Origin of the sequence: Bacillus sp. FSL K6-2839, from assembly GCF_038003365.1 — a bacterium.
Classification (GTDB): domain Bacteria; phylum Bacillota; class Bacilli; order Bacillales; family Bacillaceae; genus Bacillus.
Window position 1 is genome coordinate 1,130,954 of record NZ_JBBOOZ010000001.1, and the last position, 23,761, is coordinate 1,154,714.

The 23,761-nt window shown below is 41.7% G+C and carries 23 protein-coding genes; all 23 read left to right on the forward strand.

The genetic code is table 11. The features are described 5' to 3' along the window. Nucleotides 1-34: 34 nt before the first annotated feature. Nucleotides 35-3,595, forward strand: coding sequence for a chromosome segregation protein SMC (smc, locus tag MHH26_RS05495; RefSeq protein ID WP_340972697.1), 3,561 nt, complete (start codon nucleotides 35-37; stop codon nucleotides 3,593-3,595). 22 nt (nucleotides 3,596-3,617) lie between these two features. Beyond that, nucleotides 3,618-4,604: a signal recognition particle-docking protein FtsY gene (ftsY, locus tag MHH26_RS05500; RefSeq protein WP_034662411.1), complete on the forward strand. Its 987-nt coding sequence runs from the start codon at nucleotides 3,618-3,620 to the stop codon at nucleotides 4,602-4,604. Between the two features lie 142 nt (nucleotides 4,605-4,746). Next, a complete protein-coding gene (locus MHH26_RS05505) occupies nucleotides 4,747-5,079 on the forward strand; it encodes a putative DNA-binding protein (protein WP_012009935.1) in 333 nt (110 codons plus the stop codon). Nucleotides 5,080-5,092: 13 nt separating this feature from the next. Next, nucleotides 5,093-6,433 (forward strand): signal recognition particle protein, encoded by a 1,341-nt coding sequence (gene ffh, locus MHH26_RS05510; RefSeq protein WP_034662408.1) that lies wholly within the window; start codon nucleotides 5,093-5,095, stop codon nucleotides 6,431-6,433. Nucleotides 6,434-6,538: 105 nt separating this feature from the next. Further along, a complete protein-coding gene (gene rpsP / locus MHH26_RS05515) occupies nucleotides 6,539-6,811 on the forward strand; it encodes a 30S ribosomal protein S16 (RefSeq protein WP_003212139.1) in 273 nt (90 codons plus the stop codon). Next, complete coding sequence (locus MHH26_RS05520; RefSeq protein WP_012009937.1) at nucleotides 6,811-7,056, forward strand: KH domain-containing protein; 246 nt, start codon at nucleotides 6,811-6,813, stop codon at nucleotides 7,054-7,056. The genes rpsP and MHH26_RS05520 overlap by 1 nt, the downstream gene beginning before the upstream one ends. Before the next feature lie 103 nt (nucleotides 7,057-7,159). Further along, entirely contained in the window at nucleotides 7,160-7,546 is a 387-nt protein-coding gene (locus tag MHH26_RS05525) for a YlqD family protein (RefSeq protein ID WP_024424191.1), read from the forward strand. A gap of 8 nt (nucleotides 7,547-7,554) precedes the next feature. Next, nucleotides 7,555-8,079 (forward strand): ribosome maturation factor RimM, encoded by a 525-nt coding sequence (gene rimM / locus MHH26_RS05530; RefSeq protein ID WP_340972698.1) that lies wholly within the window; start codon nucleotides 7,555-7,557, stop codon nucleotides 8,077-8,079. Next, nucleotides 8,076-8,810, forward strand: a complete 735-nt coding sequence (trmD, locus tag MHH26_RS05535) for a tRNA (guanosine(37)-N1)-methyltransferase TrmD (RefSeq protein ID WP_034662403.1) — start codon at nucleotides 8,076-8,078, stop codon at nucleotides 8,808-8,810. The genes rimM and trmD overlap by 4 nt, the downstream gene beginning before the upstream one ends. A 137-nt stretch (nucleotides 8,811-8,947) precedes the next feature. Further along, entirely contained in the window at nucleotides 8,948-9,295 is a 348-nt protein-coding gene (gene rplS / locus MHH26_RS05540) for a 50S ribosomal protein L19 (protein WP_008354510.1), read from the forward strand. Nucleotides 9,296-9,383: 88 nt separating this feature from the next. Then, entirely contained in the window at nucleotides 9,384-10,232 is an 849-nt protein-coding gene (ylqF, locus tag MHH26_RS05545) for a ribosome biogenesis GTPase YlqF (protein ID WP_034662400.1), read from the forward strand. Between the two features lie 76 nt (nucleotides 10,233-10,308). Then, nucleotides 10,309-11,073, forward strand: a complete 765-nt coding sequence (locus MHH26_RS05550) for a ribonuclease HII (protein WP_095285164.1) — start codon at nucleotides 10,309-10,311, stop codon at nucleotides 11,071-11,073. A 26-nt stretch (nucleotides 11,074-11,099) separates the two neighbouring features. Then, nucleotides 11,100-12,839, forward strand: coding sequence for a glycosyltransferase (locus MHH26_RS05555; RefSeq protein ID WP_307499613.1), 1,740 nt, complete (start codon nucleotides 11,100-11,102; stop codon nucleotides 12,837-12,839). After that, nucleotides 12,836-13,111, forward strand: a complete 276-nt coding sequence (locus tag MHH26_RS05560) for a FlhB-like flagellar biosynthesis protein (protein ID WP_003211418.1) — start codon at nucleotides 12,836-12,838, stop codon at nucleotides 13,109-13,111. Before MHH26_RS05555 ends, MHH26_RS05560 begins: the two co-directional genes overlap by 4 nt. 176 nt (nucleotides 13,112-13,287) lie before the next feature. Next, nucleotides 13,288-14,448, forward strand: coding sequence for an ADP-forming succinate--CoA ligase subunit beta (gene sucC, locus MHH26_RS05565; protein ID WP_012009945.1), 1,161 nt, complete (start codon nucleotides 13,288-13,290; stop codon nucleotides 14,446-14,448). A 22-nt stretch (nucleotides 14,449-14,470) separates the two neighbouring features. Next, nucleotides 14,471-15,373 carry a succinate--CoA ligase subunit alpha gene (sucD, locus tag MHH26_RS05570; RefSeq protein WP_003212080.1) on the forward strand — a complete coding sequence of 301 codons (903 nt, stop codon included), beginning with the start codon at nucleotides 14,471-14,473 and terminating at the stop codon, nucleotides 15,371-15,373. A gap of 63 nt (nucleotides 15,374-15,436) precedes the next feature. Beyond that, nucleotides 15,437-16,339 carry a DNA-processing protein DprA gene (gene dprA, locus MHH26_RS05575; RefSeq protein ID WP_340972702.1) on the forward strand — a complete coding sequence of 301 codons (903 nt, stop codon included), beginning with the start codon at nucleotides 15,437-15,439 and terminating at the stop codon, nucleotides 16,337-16,339. Between the two features lie 193 nt (nucleotides 16,340-16,532). Beyond that, the gene (gene topA / locus MHH26_RS05580) at nucleotides 16,533-18,608 is read left to right on the forward strand and encodes a type I DNA topoisomerase (protein ID WP_060596250.1); all 2,076 of its coding nucleotides are present in this window, start codon (nucleotides 16,533-16,535) and stop codon (nucleotides 18,606-18,608) included. Between the two features lie 70 nt (nucleotides 18,609-18,678). Beyond that, the gene (trmFO, locus tag MHH26_RS05585) at nucleotides 18,679-19,983 is read left to right on the forward strand and encodes an FADH(2)-oxidizing methylenetetrahydrofolate--tRNA-(uracil(54)-C(5))-methyltransferase TrmFO (RefSeq protein WP_034662383.1); all 1,305 of its coding nucleotides are present in this window, start codon (nucleotides 18,679-18,681) and stop codon (nucleotides 19,981-19,983) included. A gap of 62 nt (nucleotides 19,984-20,045) precedes the next feature. Then, the gene (gene xerC / locus MHH26_RS05590) at nucleotides 20,046-20,963 is read left to right on the forward strand and encodes a tyrosine recombinase XerC (protein WP_060596252.1); all 918 of its coding nucleotides are present in this window, start codon (nucleotides 20,046-20,048) and stop codon (nucleotides 20,961-20,963) included. Nucleotides 20,964-20,977: 14 nt separating this feature from the next. Continuing rightward, nucleotides 20,978-21,523: an ATP-dependent protease subunit HslV gene (hslV, locus tag MHH26_RS05595; protein ID WP_003211247.1), complete on the forward strand. Its 546-nt coding sequence runs from the start codon at nucleotides 20,978-20,980 to the stop codon at nucleotides 21,521-21,523. Between the two features lie 16 nt (nucleotides 21,524-21,539). Then, nucleotides 21,540-22,940, forward strand: a complete 1,401-nt coding sequence (gene hslU / locus MHH26_RS05600; RefSeq protein WP_095285167.1) for an HslU--HslV peptidase ATPase subunit — start codon at nucleotides 21,540-21,542, stop codon at nucleotides 22,938-22,940. Nucleotides 22,941-22,974: 34 nt separating this feature from the next. Beyond that, the gene (gene codY, locus MHH26_RS05605) at nucleotides 22,975-23,754 is read left to right on the forward strand and encodes a GTP-sensing pleiotropic transcriptional regulator CodY (protein ID WP_034662375.1); all 780 of its coding nucleotides are present in this window, start codon (nucleotides 22,975-22,977) and stop codon (nucleotides 23,752-23,754) included. The last annotated feature ends 7 nt before the right edge of the window (nucleotides 23,755-23,761 follow it).

The window sequence follows — 23,761 nt, forward strand, 5'->3', positions numbered from 1 at the left end:
ATAGTACTTTAAATACATAAGGAGGATCACTCTCATGTTCCTCAAACGTTTAGACGTGATAGGATTCAAATCTTTTGCACAGCGAGTGACCGTGGACTTTGTCAAAGGGGTCACAGCTGTTGTTGGACCAAACGGAAGCGGCAAAAGTAATATTACCGATGCCATCCGCTGGGTGCTTGGAGAACAATCAGCGAAAAGCCTCCGCGGAGGGAAAATGGAAGACATCATTTTTGCAGGAAGCGACTCAAGAAAAAGAGTCAATCTAGCAGAGGTGACTTTAACATTAGATAACGAAGATCACTTTTTACCGATCGATTTTCACGAAGTCAGTGTGACAAGAAGAGTCTATCGTTCAGGAGAAAGTGAATTTCTCATAAACAATCAATCTGTCCGCTTGAAGGATATTATTGACCTTTTCATGGATTCAGGTCTTGGAAAGGAAGCTTTTTCAATCATCAGCCAAGGAAAGGTAGAGGAAATTCTATCAAGTAAGGCAGAAGAGAGGAGAAGCATCTTTGAAGAAGCGGCTGGTGTTTTGAAATATAAAACAAGAAAGAAAAAAGCCGAGAATAAACTGTTTGAAACGCAGGACAACTTAAACCGAGTAGAAGATATTCTGCATGAACTAGAAGAGCAAGTAGAACCATTAAGAATGCAGGCATCTATTGCAAAGGACTATTTGCAAAAAAAAGAAGAGCTTGAAAATGTCGAAATTGCCTTAACTGTTCATGACATCGAAGCACTTCATGAAAAATGGACAACACTTGGTGAAGCTGTCGAGCGCTTCAAACAAGATGAAATGAAGCAGTCCACAGATATTCAAGCAAAAGAAGCCAAAATTGAAGAGTCAAGAGACCGCATTCAAGCGCTTGACGAATCAATTAATGACCTGCAAGAAGTTCTTCTTTTCACAAGTGAGGAATTAGAAAAGCTTGAAGGAAAAAAAGAAGTATTAAAAGAACGGAAAAAAAATGCAGCAGCAAACCAAGGGCAGCTAGAGGAAACGCTCATTCGCTTAACTGAAAAGCAGGCGCAGTTAACCGAAAAGATTCAGCAGCAGAAAATCACGCGGGACAGCCTTCAAAAAGAAGTGCAGCAGCTAAAAGATGAAGTGAAAACAAAGCAGCATCAACTGTCGCTCTATAGTGAAGATGTGGAAGGTCAAATTGAACAGCTGAAAAGCGATTATTTTGATCTGCTTAATGAACAGGCTACCATCCGCAATGAACGTAAATTACTAGAAGAACAGCAGCGCCAAGCGGTCATGCAGCTGGAGCGGCTCACGCAAAACAACCAAAAACACATTGAAGAACGTGTGTCTGTCAAAGAAAAGAAAATAGAAGCTGAGCAGCAGCTTTCCTCACTAGAAGAAGACATACTGGGTCAGGTCAAGCGCTTTAGGGAAGCGGAACAAAAGCTTGACCAAATGAAACGTCAATACGAGAAAAAAGAAACGGCTCTTTACCAAGCCTATCAATATGTGCAACAGGCAAGATCGAAAAAAGAGATGCTAGAATCCATGCAGGAAGACTTCTCAGGCTTTTTCCAAGGAGTGAAAGAGGTCTTAAAGGCAAAAGAGCGTTTAGGCGGTATTCACGGTGCCATTGCAGAGCTGATTCAAACAGATCAGCAGCATGAGACAGCGATTGAAATCGCGCTAGGCGCAGCAACGCAGCACGTAGTCACAGAAAATGAAGCAGCTGCGAGACAAGCAATTGCATACTTAAAGCAGCACTCCTTTGGACGTGCGACCTTCCTGCCAATGAATGTGATCAAAGAACGAACCATTCAGCATAGGGACGTCCAAACAGCTGAGCAGCATGCAGCATTTATCGGTGTAGCAAGTCACCTTGTTTCCTTTGATGAAAAGTATCAAAAAGTCATACAGAACTTGCTTGGAACGGTACTTATCGTTAGAGACTTAAAAGGCGCCAATGAACTGGCAAAAATGCTTGGTCATCGTTATCGCATCGTGACCCTTGATGGAGATGTCGTGAACCCCGGCGGTTCAATGACCGGTGGCGGTGTAAAGAAAAAGAACAACTCCCTTCTTTCAAGAAACCGTGAGATCGAAACATTAACAAAGCAGCTCGTTGAAATGGAAGAAAAAACAACGATTCTTGAAAAAGAAACAAAAGAAACGAAGCAATTGATTGCAGCAAACGAAAGCCAATTAAACGAACTGCGTCAGCGCGGAGAAACGCTTCGAGAAAAGCAGCAAGAGCTCAAAGGGAAGCTATACGAACTGCAAGTAGCCGAAAAAAATATTAATGCTCACCTTGAACTCTATGATCAAGAAAAAGAAGAATTGCAGCAGCGTTCTACTGAACTTACAGATAAGGACAAAACGCAGGCAGCCCTTGAAGTTTCAATAGGGGAGAAACTGACCACGCTTGATCAAGAGATCAACACATTAACAAAGCGTAAGCAGACTCAAAGCTCAACGAAAGAAACCATTTCTGCCGAATTAACAGAGCTGAAAATCACACTTGCCAAAAAAGAGCAGTCCTTAGCGAATGAACAAGAAAAGCTTTCGAGCTTAATGGCCGAATTAGAAGAGGCTGAACAAACGCTGATGGAAACAAAAGAAGACCTGTCACTCTTAACAAGTGAAATGACGTCTAGCTCAAGCGGAGCAGAACAGCTGGAAGAAGCGGCGAAAGAGAAACTGGAAAACAAAAACAAAACAACTGCACTTATTTCAGAGCGGCGTAAACAGCGCCTGGCTCTTTCTGAAACGTTAGAATTTGCTGAACGTGAACTGAAAGAACAAAAGCGCCTTTACAAGCAGCTCACCACAAGCTTAAAAGATGAAGAGATTAAGCTTGGCCGTATGGAAGTTGAGCTCGACAACCTCATCGCTTATTTGAACGAAGAGTATGCCCTTTCGTTTGAAGGGGCAAAAGAGATGTATCATCTGACGTTATCACCAGATGAAGCAAGAAAACGAGTGAAGCTGATCAAATTAGCCATTGAAGAGCTAGGAACAGTGAACTTAGGCAGCATTGATGAGTATGAACGAGTAAATGAACGATATCTCTTCTTAACAGAACAGCGAAACGATCTGACAGAAGCGAAAAATACATTATTCCAAGTCATCGAAGAAATGGATCAAGAGATGACAAAGCGCTTCTCTGAAACATTCTCGCAAATCCGCGGGCATTTTGAATCAGTTTTCCAAGCATTATTTGGCGGCGGAAGAGCAGATCTTAAGCTGACAGATCCAAACGATTTACTAAACTCTGGCGTTGATATTGTCGCGCAGCCGCCAGGGAAAAAACTGCAAAACTTAAGCCTGCTTTCAGGCGGAGAGAGAGCATTAACAGCGATTGCTTTACTATTCTCTATTTTAAAAGTCAGACCTGTTCCATTCTGCGTGTTAGATGAGGTCGAAGCGGCGCTTGATGAAGCAAATGTTTTCCGCTTTGCGCAATATTTAAAGAAATACAGCCAGGAAACACAGTTCATTGTCATTACGCACCGTAAAGGAACAATGGAAGAAGCAGATGTGCTCTACGGCGTTACGATGCAGGAGTCAGGTGTTTCTAAGCTTGTATCCGTCAAACTAGAAGAAACGAAAGAGCTTGTCCAGTAATTAAAGGAGGTTTTTGAACCAAATGAGCTTTTTTAAGAAATTAAAAGAAAAATTTACGCAGCAAACCGATTCAGTATCAGAAAAGTTTAAAGATGGACTTGAAAAAACGAGAAACTCCTTTCAAGGAAGAGTAAACGAACTAATTTCACGCTATCGTAAAGTCGATGAAGACTTTTTTGAAGAATTAGAAGAAGTTCTGATCGGAGCAGATGTCGGTTTCACAACGGTGATGGAACTGATTGATGAGCTGAAAAAAGAAGTGAAATTAAGAAACATTCAAGACCCAAGTGAAGTACAATCGGTCATCTCTGAAAAACTGGTTGAAATCTACAATAGCGGAGAGGAACAAATCTCTGCGCTGAACATCGAAGACGGCCGATTAAATATCATTTTATTTGTAGGCGTCAATGGCGTTGGGAAAACAACGACTATCGGCAAACTTGCGAATAAGCTGAAAAATGAAGGGAAATCCGTCATTTTAGCAGCAGGTGATACGTTCCGTGCCGGTGCGATTGAGCAGCTTGAAGTATGGGGAGAGCGTTCAGGTGTCCCTGTTGTCAAACAGACGGCTGGCTCTGACCCAGCAGCGGTGATCTATGATGCCGTTCAATCAGCAAAAGCGAAAAATGCGGATGTACTCATCTGTGATACAGCAGGACGACTGCAAAACAAAGTCAACTTGATGAAAGAGCTGGAGAAGGTCAAGAGAGTCATTGAACGCGAGGTTCCAGATGCACCTCATGAAGTACTGCTCGCTCTTGATGCAACAACCGGTCAAAATGCGATGGCACAAGCGAAGGAATTTTCTAAAGCGACGAATGTGACAGGAATTGCTTTAACAAAGCTTGACGGTACTGCAAAAGGCGGAATTGTCCTTGCAATTCGCAATGAGCTGAACATCCCCGTGAAGCTTGTCGGTTTAGGTGAAAAGGTAGACGATCTGCAAGAGTTCGATGCAGAATCGTATGTGTATGGATTATTCTCAGACGTCATTGATCAAGAGGACTAACAAAAATGCCGGCAAAAACTGCTGGCATTTTTATTTATACACCGCTTCATGAAGTGACAAGATAAAAACTTGACACACATTAGAGAACCGTGTAAACTTAGTTGATGTAAAGGGAATGAACTTAACAAAGGGGAGAGAGCCCATGACGCTTGAAAAAACAACGAGAATGAACTACTTGTTTGACTTCTATCAATCGTTGTTAACCGCAAAGCAAAAGAGCTACATGTCGCTTTACTACCTAGACGATTTTTCCCTCGGTGAAATTGCGGATGAATATGAAGTATCAAGACAGGCTGTTTATGATAATATTAAACGGACTGAAGCGATGCTTGAACAATATGAAGAAAAGCTGCTCTTGTTTAAGAAATTTAAAGAGCGTAAAGAACTTCTCAAAAAAATGAGAGAGCTTGTAGCAGATTCCGCTCAGACGGAAGAAGCAGAAGCTTTAATTGAATCGCTTGAGAAATTAGATTAGGAGGCGGCACAGTATGGCATTTGAAGGATTAGCCGACCGACTGCAGCAGACGATTTCAAAAATCCGCGGCAAAGGAAAAGTGTCAGAGCAAGATGTAAAAGAAATGATGCGCGAGGTACGCCTTGCCCTTCTTGAAGCTGACGTCAATTTTAAAGTAGTCAAAGACTTTGTGAAAAAAGTAAGCGAGCGGGCAGTTGGACAAGAGGTGATGAAAAGCCTTACCCCTGGACAACAGGTCATTAAAGTTGTAAAAGAAGAACTCACTGAATTAATGGGTGGGGAAGAGAGTAAAATCGCTGTAGCGAAAAAATCTCCGACAGTCATTATGATGGTTGGTCTTCAAGGGGCAGGTAAAACAACCACAACTGGGAAGCTTGCCAATTTACTTCGCAAAAAACATAATCGCAAGCCGATGATGGTGGCTGCAGATATTTACAGACCAGCAGCGATCCAGCAGCTTCAAACGCTGGGGAAACAGCTTGATATGCCTGTGTTTTCATTAGGTGATCAAGTCAGTCCTGTCGACATTGCCAAACAGGCAATCGAAAAAGCGAAAGAAGAACACCACGATTATGTCATTTTAGATACAGCAGGACGCCTTCATATCGATGAAGAATTGATGGATGAACTTCAGAAAGTAAAAGAAGTAGCCAATCCAGAAGAAATTTTCCTTGTTGTTGACTCTATGACAGGTCAAGATGCTGTCAATGTAGCAAAAAGCTTTAATGAACAGCTTGGTTTGACAGGTGTCGTTCTAACGAAACTAGACGGGGATACACGAGGCGGGGCAGCACTTTCCATTCGAGCTGTCACCAATACGCCGATTAAATTCGCCGCACTAGGAGAAAAGCTGGATGCGATTGAACCATTCCACCCGGAGCGGATGGCATCAAGAATTCTTGGCATGGGAGATGTGCTTACACTTATTGAAAAAGCACAGGCAAACGTTGACCAAGATAAAGCGAAAGAGCTTGAACAAAAAATGCGGACCATGAGCTTTACGCTCGATGATTTCCTCGAGCAGCTTGGGCAAGTTCGTAATATGGGTCCACTTGATGAATTGATCCAAATGATGCCGGGAGCCGGTAAAATGAAAGGGCTCAAAAACGTCCAAGTAGACGAAAAGCAGCTCAATCACATCGAAGCGATCATTAAATCAATGACGACCGAGGAAAAAGAACAGCCAGAGGTCATCAATGCAAGCCGAAGAAAACGGATTGCAAAAGGAAGCGGAACATCTGTACAGGAAGTCAATCGCCTTTTAAAGCAATTTGACGAAATGAAAAAGATGATGAAGCAAATGACCAACATGTCCAAAGGGAAGAAAAAAGGCTTTAAATTACCATTTATGTAATTGGTTATACATGATAAAACCGTTGTTAAGAAAAAACACTTTACAAACCCTTTTATCATTGTTAATATACTATCTTGTTGAAATATTTTCGGAGGTGCTAGTAAAATGGCAGTAAAAATTCGTTTAAAACGTATGGGATCAAAAAGATCTCCTTTCTATCGTATTGTTGTAGCAGATTCTCGTTCACCACGTGACGGTCGTTTCATCGAAACAGTTGGAACATACAATCCAGTGTTATCACCAGCTGAGGTGAAAATCAACGAAGAATTAGCGCTTAAATGGCTTCAAAATGGTGCGAAACCATCTGATACAGTTCGCAACCTTTTCTCAAGCCAAGGAATTCTTGAAAAATTTCATAATGCGAAAAACAGCAAATAATGAATGAGCTGTCCTTGGAAGAATTGATTGTGTCCATCGTCGAGCCACTTGTTGATTTCCCTGAAGATATTCACGTATCTTCATTAGAAAAAGATGAGCAAGTGATTTACACACTGTCTGTCAATGCTGAAGATACCGGAAAAGTGATCGGAAAGCAGGGACGTACAGCAAAAGCGATACGAACAGTCATGTTTGCAGCAAGTGCAGAGTCTTCTAAGAAAGTTCAACTTGAGATTGCTGACTAAAAAGGGAGAGGGCTTAGGACCTCCCCTTTTTTTACACGTTTAAATCTATTTTTCGTTATACTGTAGAGGACAAATGCCTTCGGATAGGGGGACAAAAAGGAAGATGCAGATCATTCAACATGTCACCGTCATGCAAGTATTAACTGAAAGCAGTAAGGACAAACTGTTAACGACTTTTTTGGAGAAAAAAGAAAGACTAGAACGTGAATGCAATCAACTATATTTTCAACTGAAAAAACATGAAAAAGAACCACATCAGCAAGAAGCCATCCCTCAATTTCAAAAAGCCATCGATAAACGCCAGGAGAAGATCCGGCAAATTGATTTTCAAGTAGAGCAGCTGCATATTTTGCCGCTTGGAAGTGAAATGAAAGAGACAGAAGTGGATGCGCTGGTTGAAGTGAAAATAGGTGATAAATGGGATGACAAGATGCAAGATAATGTCATCGTCGTGAAAGACGGCACCATTGTGGAAATACGTCAGGGGTGATTGAGAACATGGAACGAGAATGGTTGAATGTTGGAAAGATTGTCAATACACACGGAGTCCGCGGAGAAGTACGCGTCGTGTCAAAGACAGATTTCCCAGAAGAGCGTTACAAAAAAGGAAGCCTCCTCTATATTTTTAAGCAAGGTCAAGGGGAGCCGCTGAAAGTCACTGTCGCATCACATAGGCAGCATAAACAGTTTGATTTGCTCACATTTGAAGAAATTAACTCCTTAAATGAAGCAGAGCAGTTGAAAGAATCGATTTTAAAAGTAGAAAAAGAACATCTCGGTTCTTTGGGCGAAGGAGAATTTTATTTCCATCAAATCATTGGCTGTGAAGTATACGATGAAGAAGATCAGCTTGTCGGCCAAATCAAAGAGATTTTAACACCAGGGGCAAATGATGTCTGGGTGGTTGGAAGAAAAGGCAAAAAAGATGCCCTGATTCCTTATATCCCATCTGTTGTCAAAAAGATCGATATCTCATCCAAAACCGTACACATTGAAGTGATGGAAGGACTCATTGACGAATGAAAATCGACTTTTTAACGCTTTTTCCTGAAATGTTCGAAGGTGTGCTTCACTCATCGATCTTAAAAAAGGCACAGGAGAAAGAAGCTGTCTCATTCAATGTTGTCAATTTTAGAGAGTACTCGGATCATAAGCATAAAACAGTGGATGACTATCCGTATGGCGGCGGTGCTGGTATGGTACTGAAAGCACAGCCCGTATTCGATGCGGTAGAAGATTTGACGAAGAAAGCAAGCAAGAAGCCCCGAGTCATTCTTGTCTGTCCTCAAGGGGAAAGATATACACAAAAGAAGGCAGAGGAACTTGCAAAAGAAGAACACCTTATGTTCATTTGCGGCCATTATGAAGGCTACGATGAGCGCATCAGGGAGCATCTTGTCACAGATGAAATCTCAATTGGGGATTTCGTTCTCACAGGCGGAGAACTGCCAGCGATGATGATTGCAGACAGTGTGGTCAGGCTTTTGCCTCATGTGCTTGGAAAAGAAGCGTCTCACATTGAAGATTCATTTAGTACAGGTCTGCTAGAGCACCCGCACTATACAAGACCTGCCGATTATAAAGGACTAAAAGTGCCGGATGTGCTCCTCTCTGGAAATCATGCAAAAATTGAAGAGTGGCGGCGCAAAGAATCCTTGAAGAGAACCTATACAAGACGGCCAGATTTGATCGATTCATGCAAAACGTTAACAGATGAAGAAAAAAGATGGCTTTGGCAGCTTCATAATGACTAGATTGTATTGCACACTGCATAGAGGTATGGTATGATACTACTTGTGACTTGGACGGCTTGCCGATTCAAGTTTGAAAACGATGTTCCGCTGCAATGAAGAAAGAGGACATGAGCATCTGTTGGAAGGAGTTGAAAACGATGCAACATTTGATTGAAGAAATCACAAAAGAACAATTACGCACTGATCTTCCTGCGTTCCGTCCTGGTGACACTTTACGTGTACACGTTAAAGTTGTCGAGGGTACTCGTGAGCGTATCCAGATCTTTGAAGGTGTTGTAATTAAGCGTCGTGGTGGTGGAATCAGCGAAACTTTCACAGTTCGTAAGATTTCTTACGGTGTAGGCGTTGAGCGTACATTCCCTGTACACACACCAAAAATCGCTAAGATCGAAGTTGTACGTCACGGTAAGGTACGTCGTGCGAAACTTTACTACCTACGTGAACTTCGCGGTAAAGCGGCTCGTATCAAAGAAATCAGACGATAATGATATCAAAGGAAAGAGCTTGTTACCTGTAACAGGCTCTTTTTTTGTACAATGTATAGAGATAATCGATAGAAGAGAAGGTGCACATATGACGATTCAATGGTTTCCAGGCCATATGGCAAAAGCAAGACGTGAAGTCACAGAAAAATTAAAGCTCATCGACATCGTATTTGAATTAACCGATGCTAGAATTCCGATGTCCTCTAGAAACCCAATGATCGAAGAAATCCTTCAGAACAAACCCAAAATCATGCTATTAAACAAAGCAGATAAAGCCGATCCTCGTATGACAAAGGAGTGGCAGGCGCACTTTGAGCAGCAAGGCGTTCGGTCACTTGCCATTAACTCTGTCGATGGACAAGGGTTAAATCAGATCATCACAACTTCAAAAGAAATCTTAAAAGAAAAATTCGACCGCATGAAAGCAAAAGGTGTCAAACCGCGTGCAATCCGGGCGCTGATTATCGGGATTCCCAACGTCGGGAAATCGACCTTAATCAATCGTTTAGCGAAAAAGAACATTGCCAAAACAGGAGACCGGCCTGGTATTACCACCTCACAGCAATGGGTGAAGGTAGGGAAAGAACTTGAACTGCTTGATACACCTGGAATCCTCTGGCCTAAGTTTGAAGATGAGCAAGTAGGACTCAGGCTAGCGGTGACTGGAGCGATCAAAGATTCTATCATCAACTTACAGGATGTCGCTGTGTATGGACTTCGCTTTCTAGAAGAGAACTATCCAGAGCGATTAAAAAAACGCTATGACCTGGCGGAGATCCCTGAAGATACGGTTGAGCTGTTTGATGCAATAGGTACAAAGCGCGGCTGTCTCATGAGCGGTGGATTTATTAATTACGACAAAACCACCGAAATCATTATTCGGGATATTCGAACAGAAAAATTTGGTCCCCTCACTTTTGAGAAGCCCGAAAGCTAAAAGACACGCAGCTCATGCGGGTCTTTATTTTTTGCGGAAAACTGCCGATATAAAGAAGGAGGCTGACGAAAAGCTGATGTACACGGTGAAACAAATAAAAGAACTGATAGAAAAGCATTCGCAAGACGAGTCATACATTCGTGAGCTTGTAAAAGATGATACGAGAAAAAGTGTCCAAAAACTGATAGAGAAGTGGCACAAAGAGAGAGAAAAGCAGCAGCAACTTCGTGCAGCATGGAATGAAATGCTGCAATTTGAAAACAAAGCTAAGGCGCAGGGATACACATGTATTGCTGGAATAGATGAAGCAGGAAGAGGACCGCTGGCAGGCCCCGTTGTCGCAGCAGCTGTCATATTAAAGGAAGATACAGTCCTGCTCGGTTTAAACGACTCAAAGCAATTATCTGAGAAAAAAAGATTGGCGTATTATGACCTGATCCAAAAAGAAGCACTTGATATCGGAATCGGCATTGTTGATGCGGCTACGATTGATGAAATCAATATTTACGAGGCATCAAGACTGGCGATGGTGAGAGCTGTGGAGCAGTTAACTCATACACCTGATTATCTACTCATAGATGCCATGACGCTCCCGCTTCCTATTCACCAGGAGAATATCATCAAAGGAGATGCAAAAAGTGCGTCCATCGCAGCAGGTGCATGTATTGCAAAAGTGACAAGGGATCAGATGATGGAAGAATACGGGCGTAAGTACCCTGAGTATCAATTTGAAAAACATAAAGGGTACGGAACAAAAGAGCATCTGGCTGCCATTCAAACACATGGAGCTGTCCCAATCCATCGATTATCGTTTGCGCCAGTGAAATCCGTTATATCATAAATTTTTGACCAAGGAGGCTGCCTGTGATGACAAGAGTTGAGGACATACATACAGCACTGAATAGCCGGTTAAGTGCGGCAGAATCTGTTCCATTAAACACCGAAGGAAAGGAAAATGTGCATCGGCTGATCCTCGGTAAAGTACTGAAAATGCTTGGAGATGATACAGCCCTTGTTCAAATAGGCTCAACAAAAATAAAAGCACAGCTAGCGGCTCAGCTCAAAGCAGACGCATTTTATTGGTTCCAATTTGAACAAGAGGGTGGAGACAGCCTCAATAAACTAAGGCCAGTACAGCAATTTGATCAAGACCCTAAGACATTAAAGGATGCAGCTGCCAAACTATTAGAAGGTCTCTCACTTAAAAACGGACTTGAAAACATCCTAACAGCCACAGCTTTTTTAAAAGAAAAATCCGTTATCAACGAAGCAGAGTTAAAAACGGCAGTGAAGTGGATCGAACAGCTTCAAGGAGCTGATGTGAAAAAAGGTCTTCAGGCACTCCTATTTGCTTTAAAGAAAGACTTGCCGATCCAGGAAGGAGTGCTTCAATCAATTTTAGCCGTGAAATCATCCTCTGCTCTTCATCAGGATATGACAGCGTTGCTAGAACGATTAACACAGCTCCCGAAGCACTCAGACGCCACACAGGCCCTTACACAAGCCATTCGATCAGTCATAGATGCTGAGACGACCGTCCATGCAGAAAAGCTCTTATCGGTCCTTCTAGCAGCGAGAGAAGGGGCGGCGAAGCAAGGAGGCAGTCTACTACCTGTAACGCCTCAGCCCAATCTGTCTCAGCCAAAAGAAAATAGCCAAACTCCAATCGCTCAAGAGCGTCAGACGACCCAAGTTCTTCAAACTAACGTGCAGCAGTCAACAAGTCCAAAAGAGCTGCAAATCCCGCTTCAGCAAATTGAGCGGATAATGGCAAGTTTGACGAAGCAAGGTGCAGACGGGCAGCAAGAGCCTAGCTTAAAACAGCTCACGTCATTGCTGCAAGGGCTTCTGCAGGCAGGATCTCAGCCTGACGCAAAAGCATCCGTGCTTCAAAAAGAATTTCCGTTCCTGTCAAAAACAGAGGCGAAAGCATTGGCTCAGGTGGTGCAGCAGACGGAACCCGCATTAAGCAATAAAACCGATGTGCTCGATTTACTCATGACGATGAAAAAGGCAATAGGTGTACGAGATGAAATCGGTATGCTGAAACTACTCGAAAAAGGCAGCCAGGATGTAAAAAGTCAGGAGCTTCACCAATTAAAGCTCGTCTTAAATGATGTGAGGCAGGCTGATTTACCAGAGCCCGTAAAAAAAGAAGTCGATCAATTGTTTCATAGATTGAACGGGCAGTTATTTGTGCAGCAGGAGAACCAAACCATCAGCCAAATGATGGTCTCTTATCCGCTCTTTTCAAAACATAGTGTTCAAGATTTAACCTTTATTCTAAAAGGACATAAGAAAAAAGATGGCTCTATTGATATTTCTCAGTGCCGTCTCATGTTTTACTTAAACATGGAAAACCTCGAAGAGACATTAATCGACTGTACGATTCAGCAAAAGGTCATGGCAATTACAGTTGAAACCGGTCATGAACTTCAAGGAACCATTAATCCGATGATTCCAGCTGTTCGGGAGAATTTAAATGCCTTAGGATACAGTTTAACGGGAATTACAGCAAAGAAGAGACAAGAGCCAGTAGATCCGTCTCACTTTCTAGATGAACACTTTCATAAAATCAGCGAGAAAGGGCTGGACTTACGAGTATGAAGGATTCAAAACCGCTTAGAAGGGCGGTCGCTCTACATTATGATGAAGAAAAACAAAAGGCGCCAAAAGTCGTCGCAACAGGGAGCGGCTATGTGGCAGACCATATCATTGAAGAAGCAAAAAAGTCGGGAGTTCCTATCCAAGAAGACCGTAATTTAGTCGAACTCATGCGCCACTTAACGCTGGATGAGGAGATCCCTGAAGCGTTATACGATACTGTAGCAGAAATATTTTCGTTTATCTATAGATTAGATCAAAAAATGAAAAAATAAGGAAAAATAAGTGATTTGGCTGAAAAATTTATATTTTTAATAAAATAAAAGTTTGAATGTTTAGAAGGATTTTACGATTTTACATAGAACCCTAGACATTCTCTTTTTTATTCTTTAAAATGAAAGCGCAGTCTATTTTATAATTTTTGTTTCTACATATGTTGGGAGGATGGGAAATGAATATCCATGAGTACCAAGGAAAAGAAATCCTAAGAAAATATGGGGTTTCAGTTCCAAATGGTAAAGTAGCATTTACACCTGATGAAGCAGTGAAAGCATCAGAAGAGCTAGAAAGCTCTGTATATGTCGTAAAAGCACAGATTCATGCAGGCGGCCGTGGTAAAGCAGGCGGGGTAAAAATTGCAAAAACAAAAGATGAAGTGAAAGGGTTTGCAGAGGAATTGCTCGGTAAAACACTTGTCACACATCAAACTGGGCCTGAAGGGCGCGAAATAAAACGCTTACTTATTGAAGAAGGCTGCGATATTCAAAAGGAGTACTACGTTGGACTTGTTTTGGACAGAGCGACATCAAGAATTGTATTGATGGCTTCTGAAGAAGGCGGTACTGAAATTGAAGAAGTAGCAGAAAAAACGCCAGAGAAAATCGTCAAAGTGGTCATCGACCCAGCGATTGGCTTGCAAGGCTATCAGGCAAGAGAAGTAGCGTTTAAAATTAATATTCCAACAAAATTAGTTGGCCAAGCTGTTAAGTTTATGACAAGTCTTTACAATGCGTTTATTGAAAAAGATTGTTCAATTGCTGAGATTAATCCACTTGTTGTAACAGGCGATGGAAAAGTCATGGCACTTGATGCGAAATTAAACTTTGATAGCAATGCTTTATATAGACAAAAAGATATATTAGAATACCGTGACCTTGATGAAGAGGATCCAAAAGAAATTGAAGCATCTAAATATGATCTAAGCTACATTTCTCTAGATGGAAATATTGGCTGTATGGTCAATGGTGCAGGTCTTGCGATGTCTACAATGGATATCATCAAGCATTACGGCGGTGACCCTGCAAACTTCCTGGATGTTGGGGGCGGTGCAACAGCTGAAAAAGTAACGGAAGCATTTAAAATCATCTTATCTGATCAAAATGTAAAAGGGATTTTCGTGAACATTTTTGGCGGTATCATGAAATGTGATGTCATTGCAGAAGGTGTCGTTGAAGCGACGAAACAAGTCGGCTTAACATTACCACTCGTTGTACGTCTTGAAGGAACAAACGTTGAATTAGGGAAGAAAATCCTGAGTGATTCAGGCTTAAATATCACTTCTGCTGAGTCTATGGCTGACGGGGCAGAAAAGATTGTATCTTTAGTCAAGTAGAGCAGAAAGGCAGGGAACCTAAATGAGTGTATTTATTAATAAAAATACGAGAGTAATTGTTCAGGGGATTACCGGTTCAACCGCATTGTTCCATACAAAACAAATGATTGAGTACGGAACAAATATTGTTGGCGGTGTCACACCTGGAAAAGGTGGAACTGAAGTAGAAGGAGTTCCTGTATTTAATACTGTATCTGAAGCTGTTCAAACAACTGGAGCAAATGCTTCTGTTATCTATGTACCAGCACCATTTGCAGCAGATGCCATTTTAGAGGCTGTTGATGCAGAAGTCGATCTAGTCATTTGTATCACAGAACATATTCCAGTGCTTGACATGGTCAAAGTGAAACGTTATATGGAAGGGAAAAAGACAAGACTTGTTGGCCCTAACTGCCCAGGTGTCATTACACCTGAAGAATGTAAGATTGGGATCATGCCTGGCTACATTCATAAAAAAGGTCATGTGGGTGTTGTTTCTCGTTCTGGAACGCTTACATATGAAGCGGTACATCAGCTTTCAGAAGCTGGCGTTGGTCAATCGACAGCTGTAGGAATCGGCGGAGACCCTGTCAATGGGACGAACTTTATTGATGTATTAAAAGCATTCAATGAAGACCCTGATACACATGCTGTGATTATGATCGGTGAAATCGGCGGTACGGCTGAAGAAGAAGCAGCTGAATGGGTAAAAGCAAATATGACAAAGCCAGTCGTTGGCTTTATTGGCGGTAAAACGGCGCCTCCAGGAAAACGCATGGGACATGCTGGTGCCATTATTTCTGGTGGTAAAGGAACAGCTGATGAAAAAGTAAAAACAATGCGTGAATGTGGAATTGAAGTGGCAGAGACACCATCTGTCATGGGAGAAACATTGATTAAAGTGTTAAAAGAGAAGAATCTCTTCGAAGCTTGTAAAACGCATTAATGACACAAGAAGACTTGTTCTTTGACAAGTCTTCTTCTTTCTATCTTAAACTGGAGGAATGGTATGTACAACGTGTCCGAAAGAATGATTTTTCACCGCTTAAAAGGCCTCATCTCACCCTCTTTGTTAACAAAATGGTGGAAAGTCGATCCTGAGCTATATATAAATGAAGAAACACAACATTTCAAACAGGATCGATCATTACAAACGATCGACTTTACCCGCTTAAAACAAGCCGAAGAAAAGGAATTCCCCATTTTTCAACACATCGTTCAAGCCTATTTAAAGCAAAACATTCACATGATACCCATCACATCACCCTTATATCCCAGCACACTAAAACATATTTATGATCCTCCCCCTGTGTTATTCCTAAAAGGAAACATATCATATTTAAATGAAGAAAAAAGTTTAGGTGTAGTAGGCACACGAGTTCCATCGTCTTATGGAGAAGCATGTGTGAAGAAAATTGTTGGTGAGCTTGTAAAGGAAGATTGGACGATTGTCAGTGGCTTAGCAAAAGGAATCGATGGACTTGCACATAAAGAATGCATTAGGAATAAAGGGAAAACCATCGGTATTATAGCAGGCGGATTTCAGCACTTATACCCAAAGGAACATGTGCAAATGGCTCAATACATGGGAGAGCATCATTTGCTTTTATCCGAGCATCCGCCTTATGTCAAACCAGAAAAGTGGCATTTCCCAATGAGGAATCGTTTAATTAGTGCGCTGACAAGTGGAACCATCGTGATTCAGTGCAAAGAAAAGAGCGGTTCGCTCATTACAGCGTATCAAGCACTTGAGCAAGGAAAAGAGGTATTTGCGGTTGCAGGATCTATCTTTGATCCTAATTCCACAGGTCCAGCCAGACTTATACAGCAGGGAGCAAAGCTTGTTCATTCAACGAAGGATATTTTAGAGGAATTCTCCTTCCGCAGCGTTCAATATACTGAACTCTCATAAAAATATCGTTTGACAAAAGACATAGGAATATTTAATAATAGTGAGGATTTAAGTTTACACTTTGTTTTTCGTGTTTATAATGATGTTCATCATAAAGAATTTTTAATGATTGCCTGTTAGATAAGTGCAATTAACATAAATATGAATTGTGAAATGTATAAAGAGAGAACACCTCTTAAGGGGGATTTTGAGTATGGCTGATTATTTAGTCATCGTTGAGTCGCCAGCCAAGGCGAAAACGATTGAGCGTTATTTAGGTAAAAAGTATAAAGTAAAGGCTTCAATGGGGCACATAAGGGATTTACCGAAAAGTCAGCTTGGTGTTGACACTGAGCATGACTTCGAACCGAGATATATTACGATTCGCGGGAAAGGCCCCGTTTTAAAAGAATTAAAAACAGCTGCGAAAAAAGCAAAGAAAGTCTATCTCGCAGCTGACCCCGATAGAGAGGGAGAAGCGATTGCTTGGCATTTAGCGCATAGCCTTGACCTTGACCTCTCTTCTGACTGCCGCGTTGTCTTTAATGAGATTACAAAAGATGCCATTAAAGATTCCTTTAAGCATCCACGTATGATCAACATGGATTTAGTTGATGCACAGCAGGCAAGACGGATCTTAGATCGTCTCGTCGGGTATAAAATCAGTCCGATTTTATGGAAGAAAGTGAAAAAGGGCTTAAGTGCCGGTCGTGTTCAATCAGTTGCACTCCGCCTGATTATTGATCGCGAGAATGAAATTAATGAATTTAAACCAGAAGAATACTGGACAATTGACGGTACATTCCTAAAAGGAAAAGAAAGCTTCGAAGCGAGCTTCTTTGGCGTCAATGGCAAAAAGCATCCACTGAAAACAAAAGAAGATGTAAAAGAAATCCTTTCGAAACTAAAAGGGAGCAAATTCTCTGTAGAGAAAGTGACGAAAAAAGAGCGTAAACGCAACCCAGCTGTTCCGTTTACAACATCTACTTTACAGCAGGAGGCTGCAAGAAAATTAAACTTCCGTGCGAAAAAGACGATGATGATTGCACAGCAATTATATGAAGGAATCGATCTTGGTAAAGAAGGTACAGTCGGACTCATTACATATATGAGAACGGACTCAACACGTATTTCCAATACGGCGATTGAAGAAGTATCTGCTTTCATTGATCAGACGTACGGTAAGAATTTCTTAAATACAACAAAACGAACCGCTAAAAAGAATGAAAATGCACAAGATGCTCACGAAGCCATCAGGCCGACTTCTACGCTAAGAAAACCAGCAGATGTCAAACATGTCTTAAGCCGAGATCAGCTGCGTCTGTATAAATTGATTTGGGAACGATTCGTGGCAAGCCAAATGGCGCCGGCTGTTCTTGATACAATGAGTGTAGACCTTGACAATAACGGGCTTACATTCCGTGCTAACGGGAGCAAAGTGAAATTCCCTGGATTCATGAAGGTATATGTAGAAGGGAAAGACGACCAGCTAGAAGAAAAGGACAAAATGCTGCCTGATCTTAAAGAAGGTGATACGGTTCTTTCAAAAGATATCGAACCTGAACAGCACTTCACGCAGCCGCCTCCGCGCTACACTGAGGCAAGACTTGTCAAAACACTTGAAGAGCTGGGTATAGGCCGTCCGTCTACGTACGCACCAACATTAGATACGATTCAAAAGCGCGGCTATGTCGCACTTGATAATAAACGGTTTATCCCAACAGAGCTTGGGGAAATTGTTCTTAACTTAATCATTGAATTCTTCCCTGAAATCATTAACGTGGAATTCACAGCGAAAATGGAAAAAGAACTTGATAGCGTTGAAGAAGGTACGATCGAATGGGTTCGCATTATCGACAGCTTCTATCAAGACTTTGCAAAACGGGTAGAAAAAGCAGAAGCAGAGATGCAAGAAGTTGAGATTGAGCCTGAATACGCCGGAGTCGACTGTGAAGAGTGCGGACATCCGATGGTGTACAAAATGGGTCGATACGGTAAGTTCATGGCTTGCTCTAACTTTCCTGACTGCCGTAACACAAAACCAATTGTCAAAGATATTGGTGTGAAATGCCCGACTTGTCATGAAGGAAACATTGTTGAACGAAAATCTAAGAAGCGCCGCATTTTTTATGGCTGTGATCGTTTTCCAGAGTGTGAATTCGTCTCTTGGGACAAACCAATTGAAAGAAAGTGTCCAAAATGCGAAAATATGCTTGTAGAGAAAAAGCTGAAAAAAGGCATTCAAGTTCAATGTGTGAACTGTGATTATAAAGAGGAACAACAAAAATAGCGGTGAACAGCCTTGTTCACCTGCTTTTTTATGTCATCAAACAGAACTTACGAAATAGGAGAGTTGTACAATGAGTCAATTTGTAAATGTGATCGGAGCAGGTTTAGCCGGAAGTGAAGCGGCATGGCAAATTGCCAAACGCGGAATTAAAGTCAACTTGTATGAAATGAGACCTGTCAAACAAACGCCAGCTCACCATACAGATAAATTTGCAGAGCTTGTATGCAGTAATTCACTGCGTGCCAACGCTTTGACGAATGCGGTCGGTGTATTAAAGGAAGAAATGCGTCATTTAGATTCAGCGATTATCGCAGCAGCAGACGAAAGCTCAGTCCCTGCTGGCGGAGCGCTTGCAGTAGATCGTCATGAATTTGCAGCAAACGTTACCGATCGCGTGAAAAATCATCCGAATGTGACGGTTTTTCAAGAAGAAGTGCAAAGCATTCCTGAAGGTCCGACAATTATTGCAACGGGCCCGCTTACATCTGAAGCACTTTCAAAAGAATTAAAATCGTTAACGGGTGAAGAGTATCTGTACTTCTACGATGCAGCGGCACCTATTCTAGAGAAAGATAGCATTGATATGGATAAGGTGTACTTGAAATCACGCTATGACAAAGGAGAAGCGGCTTATTTAAACTGTCCAATGACAGAAGAGGAATTCGATCGTTTTTATGAGGCGCTCATTTCTGCTGAAACTGTGCCATTAAAAGAGTTCGAAAAAGAAATCTTCTTTGAAGGCTGTATGCCAATTGAAGTCATGGCGAAAAGAGGAAAGAAAACGATGCTGTTTGGTCCGATGAAGCCAGTAGGACTTGAAGATCCGAAAACAGGAAAAAGACCTTACGCTGTTGTTCAATTAAGACAAGATGATGCAGCAGGTACTTTATATAACATCGTCGGCTTCCAGACACATCTGAAGTGGGGCGACCAAAAGGAAGTATTCCGCTTGATTCCAGGTCTTGAAGAAGCAGAAATCGTTCGATACGGCGTAATGCACCGCAATACATTTATTAACTCACCAAGTCTTTTAAAACCAACGTATCAGTTTAAAAATAGAGAGGATCTATTCTTTGCCGGACAAATGACAGGCGTTGAAGGCTATGTCGAGTCCGCAGCTTCCGGACTAGTGGCTGGAATTAACGCCGCTCGTTTTGTCAAAGGAGAAGAGCTTGTGACACTTCCGGAGGAAACGGCGATCGGCAGCATGGCTTATTACATCACATCGACAAACAAGAAAAGCTTCCAGCCGATGAATGCGAACTTTGGCTTGCTGAAAGATCTTGGTGTTCGGATTAAAAACAAACAAGAGCGTTATGCAGAGTACGCTAAGCGCGCAATCGAAACTATTCAAACTATTTCGAAATCTCTGTAGTAAAACATTGCACGGAAAGCAAGATATGTGATACCATTTAAAAGCCTTAAAGAGGTGTAAAAATGACGAATAAACAGCGTCTTGTCCACTTATTCATTGAATATCTGCAAATTGAAAAAAACTATTCTGCTTTAACAATCTCAGGATATACAGAAGCGATTGAAGAGTTTGTCAGATTTATGAACATTCAAGGAATAGACGGTTTTGAAGAGGTATCCTATCAAGATACGAGAATTTATTTAACAGAAGCTTATGAAAAAGGCCTGACAAGAAGAACGATTAGTAAGAAAGTCTCTGCGCTTCGCAGCTTTTATAAATTTCTATTAAGAGAACAGCTTGTGAAAGAAAATCCTTTTTTACTCGTTAGCTTACCAAAGCAGGATAAGCGAATTCCTTCATTTTTGTATGAAGAGGAACTCAAAGAGCTTTTTACAGTTTCTGATGTCAGCACACCGCTTGGGCAAAGAAACCAAGCGATTTTAGAACTTCTTTATGCAACAGGTATGAGGGTCAGTGAGTTATGTTCATTAAAAGAATCTGATCTTGATTTATCGTTGGATACAGTGCTTGTTCATGGGAAAGGCAGCAAGCAGCGGTATGTTCCTTTCGGTTCATATGCTCATGAAGCGCTCATCACTTATTTAGAGGATGGAAGGCAGAAGCTGAAAGCTAAGGGGAATGATCGTGCTGATGCATATGTGTTTTTGAATCAGCGCGGGGCGCCTCTTACAGACAGAGGCGTTCGATTCATTCTCACTGAATTAATGAAAAAGGCGTCAGGCACACTACATATCCATCCTCACATGTTAAGGCACACCTTTGCCACACACCTCTTAAATGAGGGGGCAGATTTGAGAAGTGTTCAAGAACTTCTCGGTCATTCGAATTTATCATCAACTCAGGTGTACACGCATGTATCAAAAGATTCTTTAAGGAAAACATACATGTCTCATCACCCAAGGGCTTTTAAACGATCCTAAAAGGAGGTTTTTTCATGTCATCATTTCATGCAACAACCATCTTTGCCGTTCAACATAAAGGAAAAAGTGCGATGGCTGGAGACGGTCAAGTCACTTTCGGGCAGGCTGTCGTGATGAAACACACGGCAAAAAAAGTGCGCCGTCTTTTCGGAGGCAAGGTGCTTGCAGGTTTTGCAGGTTCAGTAGCAGATGCATTTACACTCTTTGAAAAGTTTGAAACGAAGCTTGAAGAATATGGTGGTAACTTAAAGCGGGCAGCTGTAGAACTAGCGAAAGAATGGCGAAGTGACAAGATGCTCAGACAGCTTGAGGCCATGCTGATCGTTATGAACAAAGACAGCATTCTGCTTGTCTCTGGGACAGGAGAGGTCATCGAACCAGATGACGGTATTTTGGCCATCGGCTCAGGCGGCAATTATGCGCTTAGCGCCGGGAGAGCACTCAAAACACATGCAGGTGATCACCTCACAGCGAGAGATATTGCAAAGGCTGCTCTTGAAACCGCCGGAGAAATCTGTGTCTACACGAACGATCAAATCACTTTAGAAGAGCTTGAATAGAAAGGACATGAGACGTATGGAGAAAAAGCCGTTCACCCCAAGAGAGATAGTTGAAAAGCTTGATCAATATATTATTGGTCAGCTTGATGCGAAAAAAGCAGTGGCGGTGGCTTTAAGAAACCGTTACAGAAGAAGCCTTTTACATGATAAGCTAAAGGATGAAGTCGTTCCGAAAAATATTTTAATGATCGGCCCAACAGGTGTGGGGAAAACAGAGATTGCCCGCAGAATTGCAAAAATTTCTGGTGCGCCTTTTATTAAAGTGGAAGCGACGAAGTTTACTGAAGTTGGTTATGTCGGCCGTGATGTAGAATCGATGGTCAGAGATCTAGTTGAGACAGCGATCAGAATTGTCAAAGAAGAAAAGATGAAAGACGTTCAAGAAGAAGCAGAAAAACAAGCAAATAAACGTCTTGTTCATTTACTTGTTCCTGGCAAGAAAAAAAGCCAGTCTGTGAAAAATCCTTTTGAGATGCTGTTTGGCGGTTCTGATGAAGATGACCGTGATCGAGATCAATCAAGTGAAGAAGTTGAACTTGAATCGACAAGAAAGCGAATCACTCATCAGCTGGCTATGGGCGAACTTGAAGATCATTACGTCACGATCGAAGTGGAAGAGCAGCAGCCATCCATGTTTGATATGCTTCAGGGCTCGGGTATGGAGCAAATGGGCATGAACATGCAGGATGCGCTCGGCAATCTCATGCCTAAAAAGAAAAAACGCAGAAAGCTGACCGTCAGAGAAGCAAGAAAGGCGTTAACTGCTGAGGAAGCTTCAAAACTGATTGACATGGATGAAGTCAGTCAAGAAGCCGTCTATAAAGCAGAACAGCAAGGAATTATTTTTATCGACGAGATCGACAAAATCGCCAAAAGCGGTGGTGCATCATCTGCAGATGTTTCTCGTGAAGGGGTTCAACGTGATATTTTACCGATTGTAGAAGGTTCAACTGTGATGACGAAATATGGGGCAGTGAAAACAGACCATGTGCTTTTTGTAGCAGCAGGTGCATTTCATATGGCGAAACCATCAGATTTGATTCCAGAGCTTCAAGGGCGCTTCCCAATCCGTGTAGAATTAGATAAATTAAATATCGAAGACTTTGTGAAAATCTTAACGGAACCAGATAACGCATTATTAAAGCAATATAAAGCTTTACTTGAAACAGAAGGTATATCTCTTGAATTTTCTGACGATGCTATTCATAAGATTGCCGAAGTGGCTTATCATGTCAATCAGGAGACAGATAACATCGGTGCAAGAAGGCTTCATACCATACTTGAAAAGCTGCTTGAAGAGCTTTCATTTGAGGCGCCTGATATTACACTGGAGACAGTGACCATTACCCCTCAGTATGTAGAAGAGAAGCTAGGAAAGATTGCAAATAACAAAGACTTAAGTCAATTTATACTTTAACAAATGAATAAAGTAATCTAGGAGGATCATTAAAATGGCGTTACTACAAAAAACAAGGATTATTAACTCAATGCTGCAAGATTCAGCAGGGAAACCAGTTAATTTTAAAGAAATGGCGGAAACACTGAGAGATGTCATTGATTCAAACATTTTTGTGTTGAGTAGAAGAGGGAAGCTTCTAGGCTACTCGATCAACCAGCAGATTGAAAATCCGCGTATGAAGAAAATGCTTGAAGACCGTCAGTTCCCTGAAGAATATACAAAGAGTCTATTCAACATCCCTGAAACATCTTCAAACCTTGACATTAACAGTGAGTATACAGCTTTCCCAATTGAGAACCGTGATTTATTCGAATCAGGTTTGACAACAATTGTCCCAATTATCGGAGGAGGAGATCGTTTAGGAACGTTAATCCTGTCTCGTTTGCAAGATACATTCACTGACGATGATTTAATACTTGCTGAGTACGGAGCAACAGTTGTTGGAATGGAGATCCTTCGTGAAAAAGGAGAAGAAATCGAAGAAGAAGCAAGAAGTAAAGCGGTTGTTCAAATGGCGATTAGTTCTCTTTCATATAGTGAGCTTGAAGCCATTGAGCACATCTTTGAAGAACTTGATGGCAACGAAGGGCTCCTTGTGGCAAGTAAAATTGCTGACCGTGTAGGAATCACTCGTTCAGTGATCGTGAACGCCTTACGTAAGTTAGAAAGTGCAGGCGTCATCGAATCTCGTTCTCTTGGAATGAAGGGAACGTATATCAAAGTGTTAAACAACAAATTTTTAATCGAACTTGAAAATTTAAAATCTCATTAATCAAAAC

Bases quoted from the DNA above. Each gene is read 5' to 3' on its own strand.
- smc (WP_340972697.1), top strand. From the start codon at position 35: ATGTTCCTCAAACGTTTAGACGTGATAGGATTCAAATCTTTTGCACAG.
- ftsY (WP_034662411.1), top strand. From the start codon at position 3,618: ATGAGCTTTTTTAAGAAATTAAAAGAAAAATTTACGCAGCAAACCGAT.
- MHH26_RS05505 (WP_012009935.1), top strand. From the start codon at position 4,747: ATGACGCTTGAAAAAACAACGAGAATGAACTACTTGTTTGACTTCTAT.
- ffh (WP_034662408.1), top strand. From the start codon at position 5,093: ATGGCATTTGAAGGATTAGCCGACCGACTGCAGCAGACGATTTCAAAA.
- rpsP (WP_003212139.1), top strand. From the start codon at position 6,539: ATGGCAGTAAAAATTCGTTTAAAACGTATGGGATCAAAAAGATCTCCT.
- MHH26_RS05520 (WP_012009937.1), top strand. From the start codon at position 6,811: ATGAATGAGCTGTCCTTGGAAGAATTGATTGTGTCCATCGTCGAGCCA.
- MHH26_RS05525 (WP_024424191.1), top strand. From the start codon at position 7,160: ATGCAGATCATTCAACATGTCACCGTCATGCAAGTATTAACTGAAAGC.
- rimM (WP_340972698.1), top strand. From the start codon at position 7,555: ATGGAACGAGAATGGTTGAATGTTGGAAAGATTGTCAATACACACGGA.
- trmD (WP_034662403.1), top strand. From the start codon at position 8,076: ATGAAAATCGACTTTTTAACGCTTTTTCCTGAAATGTTCGAAGGTGTG.
- rplS (WP_008354510.1), top strand. From the start codon at position 8,948: ATGCAACATTTGATTGAAGAAATCACAAAAGAACAATTACGCACTGAT.
- ylqF (WP_034662400.1), top strand. From the start codon at position 9,384: ATGACGATTCAATGGTTTCCAGGCCATATGGCAAAAGCAAGACGTGAA.
- MHH26_RS05550 (WP_095285164.1), top strand. From the start codon at position 10,309: ATGTACACGGTGAAACAAATAAAAGAACTGATAGAAAAGCATTCGCAA.
- MHH26_RS05555 (WP_307499613.1), top strand. From the start codon at position 11,100: ATGACAAGAGTTGAGGACATACATACAGCACTGAATAGCCGGTTAAGT.
- MHH26_RS05560 (WP_003211418.1), top strand. From the start codon at position 12,836: ATGAAGGATTCAAAACCGCTTAGAAGGGCGGTCGCTCTACATTATGAT.
- sucC (WP_012009945.1), top strand. From the start codon at position 13,288: ATGAATATCCATGAGTACCAAGGAAAAGAAATCCTAAGAAAATATGGG.
- sucD (WP_003212080.1), top strand. From the start codon at position 14,471: ATGAGTGTATTTATTAATAAAAATACGAGAGTAATTGTTCAGGGGATT.
- dprA (WP_340972702.1), top strand. From the start codon at position 15,437: ATGTACAACGTGTCCGAAAGAATGATTTTTCACCGCTTAAAAGGCCTC.
- topA (WP_060596250.1), top strand. From the start codon at position 16,533: ATGGCTGATTATTTAGTCATCGTTGAGTCGCCAGCCAAGGCGAAAACG.
- trmFO (WP_034662383.1), top strand. From the start codon at position 18,679: ATGAGTCAATTTGTAAATGTGATCGGAGCAGGTTTAGCCGGAAGTGAA.
- xerC (WP_060596252.1), top strand. From the start codon at position 20,046: ATGACGAATAAACAGCGTCTTGTCCACTTATTCATTGAATATCTGCAA.
- hslV (WP_003211247.1), top strand. From the start codon at position 20,978: ATGTCATCATTTCATGCAACAACCATCTTTGCCGTTCAACATAAAGGA.
- hslU (WP_095285167.1), top strand. From the start codon at position 21,540: ATGGAGAAAAAGCCGTTCACCCCAAGAGAGATAGTTGAAAAGCTTGAT.
- codY (WP_034662375.1), top strand. From the start codon at position 22,975: ATGGCGTTACTACAAAAAACAAGGATTATTAACTCAATGCTGCAAGAT.